The sequence below is a fragment of the Bacteroidales bacterium genome, from assembly GCA_014860585.1.
Lineage (GTDB): Bacteria > Bacteroidota > Bacteroidia > Bacteroidales > 4484-276 > RZYY01.
This window is the reverse complement of record JACZJL010000157.1, coordinates 1-3,768: the sequence shown is the minus strand read 5'-3', so window position 1 is coordinate 3,768 and position 3,768 is coordinate 1. Positions and strand designations below refer to the sequence as shown.

Annotated in this window: 3 protein-coding genes; all 3 read left to right on the top strand. The window is 42.7% G+C overall.

Translation table 11 applies throughout. The annotated features are described in order from the left end of the window. Nucleotides 1–369 precede the first annotated feature (369 nt). Entirely contained in the window at nucleotides 370–771 is a 402-nt protein-coding gene (locus IH598_15705) for a BlaI/MecI/CopY family transcriptional regulator (GenBank protein MBE0639963.1), read from the top strand. A gap of 5 nt (nucleotides 772–776) precedes the next feature. Continuing rightward, the gene (locus tag IH598_15700; protein MBE0639962.1) at nucleotides 777–2,105 is read left to right on the top strand and encodes a M56 family metallopeptidase; all 1,329 of its coding nucleotides are present in this window, start codon (nucleotides 777–779) and stop codon (nucleotides 2,103–2,105) included. A 281-nt stretch (nucleotides 2,106–2,386) separates the two neighbouring features. Continuing rightward, nucleotides 2,387–3,768, top strand: a 1,382-nt coding sequence (locus IH598_15695; protein ID MBE0639961.1) for a hypothetical protein, incomplete at its 3' end; no start/stop codon positions are given.

The window sequence follows — 3,768 nt, the reverse complement described above, 5'->3', positions numbered from 1 at the left end:
ACAAAGGCACGAAGCCACAAAGAATAAAACTTTGGTGCTAAGCAAAACGAAATCCCTTACATACAGGATTGTTTAGATTAAGTCCGTTTTACCTGCTAATCCACAAATGAAATTTCTCTGAGATGGAGAATAAATTTTACTTCGCGGCTCTTTGCGCCTTCTTAGCGTATCTCTGCCTTAAAAAAAAGGTTAAACCGCAGAGAACCGCAGAGTTTTTTCGCAGAGAGCCGCAAAGGAAAAAACTTGATAATCCATCACAGGATACAGACCTGACATCGATTTTATATTTTATTAACTAAATAATTAGTTCATCAACTAAAATATTAGTTATAATTTTGCCGTTGTAATGAAAACTGAAATTTATCAACCATGGAAAGCAACATTCCCGTTAAAGAACTGACCAAAGCTGAGGAGCAGGTGATGCAAATCCTGTGGAAGATTAAAAAAGGCTTTGTGAACGACATCCTCGAACATTTGCCCGACCCCAGACCGGCCTACAACACGGTTTCGACCATTGTAAGGATCCTGGTTAAAAAGGGCTTTGTGAGCTACACCGCTTATGGTAAAAGTCATGAGTACTTCCCCCTGATCACGAAAAAGGAATACACCCGCGCTTACCTCGATGGGTTTCTTTCGAGCTACTTCAGCAATTCGTACCAGCAACTGGTTTCTTTTTTCTCAAAAGAAAACAACCTGAGCCTGAGTGAGCTGGAGGAGATCAGGGAAATGATGGACGAACAGATTGAAAAACAAAAAAATCAGGAACAATAAACCTTATGAACAACTTACCGCTATATCTCCTGCAATCGGGAATCAGCCTGGCGCTGTTGTATGTCGTTTACTGGCTGTTTCTGCAAAAAGAAACCTTTTTTGCTGTTAACCGGGCCTACCTGGTTTTGTCGGTGCTTTTTTCGTTGTTGTTTCCGATGCCTGGGTTCAAATTTTTTATCCCGGCTGGTGAAGAGACAACATTTTATGTATTGCTCGATGCCGTGACCATCAATGCTTCGAGGATTGAGCAAACATTTACCCACAACAGGAGTGCGCTGGAGCACTTCGTTATCATTTACCTTACCGGGGTGGCTATTTTTTTAGTAAGATTTATTTTCCAGATCCTGCAGCTGCTGTGGATTGTGCATAAACACGGAATTACAAAACAGGATGGGTTGCGGATTGTGTTTGTGGACAGCAATTATTCTCCTTTTTCTTTCTTCAATATCATCTTTGTCAACCGCAAAGAAATGAACCGTGAAAACATCCGTGAGATCATTGCACACGAGCAGGTACATATCAGGCAAAACCACTCGGTTGACTTGATTTTGCTGGAGCTATTGACGATCGTGCAATGGTTCAACCCGGTGATCTGGTTTTACCGGACTTCGGTAAAAAGCGTGCATGAATACCTTGCCGACGAAGGAGTGTTGCAGTCGGGATATAATCCGGTCAGCTACCAGCAGGCGCTGCTCGGCCAGACTTTGGGAATCCAGGTCAACGACCTGACCAATAATTTCAATCATTCACTTTTAACAAAACGATTTATCATGATGACAAAAAACAAATCGAACCAACTGGCAAAGCTCAAAGTTTTGCTGGTTACACCGGTAGCTTTTCTGCTGGTATTGGCTTTCACTGCATCGCCGGTTGTGCAAACAATGGCTCAGGTGGAAAGCAAGAAGCAGCAGATGCAAGAGTCGCCAACACCTCCTCCTGTGCCTCCCGCACCGCCTGTGGATCAATCTCAAAAACTCCAGGATGCAGAATCGCCTGTTTTTACCGTTGTTGAAGAAATGCCGCAATTCCCCGGTGGTGACGAAGCCAGGATGAAATACATGGTGGAAAATATCAAATACCCCGATGAAGCCAAAAAGAAAGGAATCCAGGGTACCGTCTATGTGACTTTTGTTGTTGAAAAGGATGGAAAGATCAGCGATGTTAAAGTTTTACGCGGGATTGGTGGAGGATGTGACGAGGAAGCTGTAAGGGTGATCAAGAACATGCCAGTCTGGACTCCCGGTAAACAAAGAGGAGAAGCAGTGAGAGTGCAGTTTAATACGCCCATTCGTTTTGCCCTGGGGGATAAAGGTGAGGAGAAGAAAACGGAGTAAATTATTGATCGAAGTTGAAAAACCGGATTGCAGGCAGTCCGGTTTTTTTATTTTTTAACAACTAAGAACCTGATAAATCTTCCATTTGACCTTGACAAATCTTTCATTTTGGAGTATTTTTGGCCTTTGAAAACCATTAATGTTCATATGCTGTGTGATTGATTAACTTAAAACCTGCGTCAATGGCCTTCAATCAGAATACTGTGCAGTTCAATTTTTATATGGTTATTTTCTACATGAACTCAATCGGTTTATAGCGCAGGGAAGTAAACGCTGAATTTATGCAAAACCAACTTCATCTGAAATACCTGCATCCTATCCTGGTCTTTTTGACAATTGTGTTTGCTAATGGAATACCAGCGCAACATTTTGTGCAAAAGATCAGGCAGATCACAACAAAAGAGGGCTTACTGACTCCGGGTGTGAAGTCTGTGTATAAGGATTCGAAAGGATTAATGTGGTTTGCATTTGCTACCGGTATTGCCAGTTACGATGGTTACACTGTAAGGCGCTACGATGATTTCCTGCCAGATAGTTGCTCTATTAATTCCTATAAGTATTGCACCTGTTTTCAGGAAGACCTTATTGGAAATCTCTGGATAGGAACCTTAAAAAACGGTTTTGCCAAATTAAACAGGGCTACCGGAAAATTTACTTATTATAATCTTGATCCTTCTGACCCGATGGCGCCTGCCTACAATACCATCGGATGCATGATGAGAGACCACAATGGTGTGTTATGGTTGGGGAGCGGTAACACCGGGATCTATAAATTTTTTCCGGAGAATGATTCACTGGTCAACTACAATCCCCGATCTGTGTATGATCACCCGGGTGTAGTGGCCGTTCATAGCTTGTTGGAGGACGCTTCCGGCATGATCTGGGTGGGAACAGCCCAGGGGCTATTCACTTTTGATCAGAAGAGTGGAGAGTTTACTCAAATTCTTACTGAACCACCTATTCCTGAACGATTTAATAAAATAAAACCTATTCTTCAGGATGCTTTTGGCAACATATGGTTTGGGAGCGACTGGGGGGTATTCCGCTACAACCGGAAGAACAACCAATGGAAACATTATTTTACCCAGACCCCTGACCAAACCGATAATCTGGAAGGTGGTTGGGTTACCGGGATGGTTGAAGTGAAAACCGAAACCGACCACAAAATGTGGATTGCTACACAGGCAGCGCTGATCACCTACGATTTTTCGACGGAGAAACTCAGCCACATTTATGGTAAAGCAAAGGACAAAGAGGCTACAGTTATTGGCGGAGGTGGTTACATTTACTATGATGGTGAAAATAAGTTGTTATGGATCAGTTCAAACGGAATCAGCCTGGCAGATCTGCGTGAAAATGCTTTTCATTATACTTACGTTTTTCAACCCCCTGATACATTGAGTACCAATGATGCAAGATGTCTGTTCGAAGACCATAATGGCACAATATGGGCAGGGACTTTTAGCAATGGGATGTTTGAGTTTGACAGGAATTTACAATTTGCAGGGCACTACAAACCCAGTTCCTGGAAAAGAAATCAACCGGATGTAGTGACTAAAAACCAGATCACGCTCATATTTGAGGATTCAGGCCGACATTTATGGGTTGGCTCTTCCGGCGAGGGGCTAAGTGTATTCGATAGAAAAAAAAAGACTTTCGAAAC

Bases quoted from the DNA above. Each gene is read 5' to 3' on its own strand.
- IH598_15705 (MBE0639963.1), top strand. From the start codon at position 370: ATGGAAAGCAACATTCCCGTTAAAGAACTGACCAAAGCTGAGGAGCAG.
- IH598_15700 (MBE0639962.1), top strand. From the start codon at position 777: ATGAACAACTTACCGCTATATCTCCTGCAATCGGGAATCAGCCTGGCG.